Raw genomic sequence first — 722 nt, 5'->3', positions numbered from 1 at the left:
GCAGCACAAAGAAGAAAACAAGTAAATAAACAACAAGCATTTTTAAAAGAAATTCAAGCACAACAAAAAGAAGCTAAAAAAGTTTTAGCAAATATGGAAAAAAAGATACAAAAATTAAATGGCATTGATAAATTAAGCAATAAACAAAAAGGAAATTATGGCGAAGCTAAAATGCATTTGCATTATTTAAATCAAGGCTATAAAAGAATTAGCTTAAACAAAGCTCAAGAACTTGATGATAGAATTCATCAAGGAATTGATGGAATTTATTATAACCCTAATAAAAATCCAAAATATATCATCGCAGAAGCTAAGTTTGGAACAAGCAAGTTAAATAGAAATAAAAAAACCAAACAGATGAGTAATAGTTGGATATTAGAAGAGGATAAAAATAGACTTAGTATTGCAGATGAAGAACATAGAGAAAAAATAAAAAAACTTCTTGAAAAAAATAGCAATGAAATCAGAAAAGATTTATTTCATGTTGATGAAGGAGGCAAAGAAACCATTCATTATTTAGATAAAGATGCAAATAAAATTAAAAAACCTAAAGGATAGAAAATGTTAAGAGATACTAAGAGAGATGAAGCGTATTTTACGAAACATATAATAAAGTGTGAAGAAGATATCAAGAGTTCCGAAGAAATTTTTTTAGAACTTCCTTTTGGAGATAGACAAACTTGTATTTTTTGTATAGAAGATAGAAAAAAATGTATTGCTTT

General features: G+C 26.3%; 1 pseudogene. It reads left to right on the top strand.

The annotated features are described in order from the left end of the window. A pseudogene (locus tag ACOTVC_RS08940) lies at window positions 1-558 on the top strand (hypothetical protein); the annotation flags it as partial. Window positions 559-722: the final 164 nt, after the last annotated feature.

The sequence above is a fragment of the Campylobacter sp. GB48 genome, assembly GCF_049221845.1.
Lineage (GTDB): Bacteria > Campylobacterota > Campylobacteria > Campylobacterales > Campylobacteraceae > Campylobacter_D > Campylobacter_D lari_C.
The sequence above is the reverse complement of the archived record's forward strand: the minus strand, read 5'-3'. Positions and strand labels throughout refer to the sequence as shown.